Annotated in this window: 1 pseudogene; it reads left to right on the top strand. The window is 33.9% G+C overall.

What is annotated here, in order from left to right:
- A pseudogene (locus QI155_RS10965) lies at positions 1-666 on the top strand (IS1634 family transposase); the annotation flags it as partial.

Genomic DNA, 666 nt, shown 5'->3' with positions numbered 1-666 from the left:
AAGAAGTATTTAATCCTGAAGGATATGTAGAAATCAAGACAGAGGAAGGGATATTCAAATACAAACAGATTAAGTACAGCTTTAAAGTAAGAGATTTGGAAGGAAAAATAAAAGAAATAACAGATACAGTAATAATAAGCTATTCAGACAAAAGGGCAGAAAAAGACAGAGCAGAAAGGGAGATATTGATAAACAAAGCAATAAAGCTACTTGAGAGTCCCTCAATAATAGAAGGATTAAACAAAAGGGGTGGGAAAAAATACATAAAGACAGAAGGACAAAACAGATACATTCTTGATGAAACACTAATAAAAAGGGATATGGAATTTGATGGATACTATGCGGTGCAGAGTTCTGAAAACCTTAGTCCAGAACAAATCCTTTCAGCCTATCACAGTTTATGGAAGATAGAGGAATCCTTCAGAATAATGAAGCACACCATAGAGGTAAGACCTGTATATCACTGGACAGAAAAAAGAATCAGAGGGCATCTGGTAGTATGTTTTCTTTCCTTTTTATTTATGAGGATGTTAGAGTCAGCATTAAACAAAGATGTATCAACAGAAAGAATAAAAGAAGCTTTAGGGAGCATAACGCTTACAGAGTTTACATTGGATGGCAAGGAATACTATTTAAAGAACAAGATGGATAAAGTAGCAAAAGCTT

It is taken from the genome of Thermodesulfovibrio sp. 1176 (genome assembly GCF_029946585.1).
Lineage (GTDB): Bacteria > Nitrospirota > Thermodesulfovibrionia > Thermodesulfovibrionales > Thermodesulfovibrionaceae > Thermodesulfovibrio.
The sequence above is the reverse complement of the archived record's forward strand: the minus strand, read 5'-3'. Positions and strand labels throughout refer to the sequence as shown.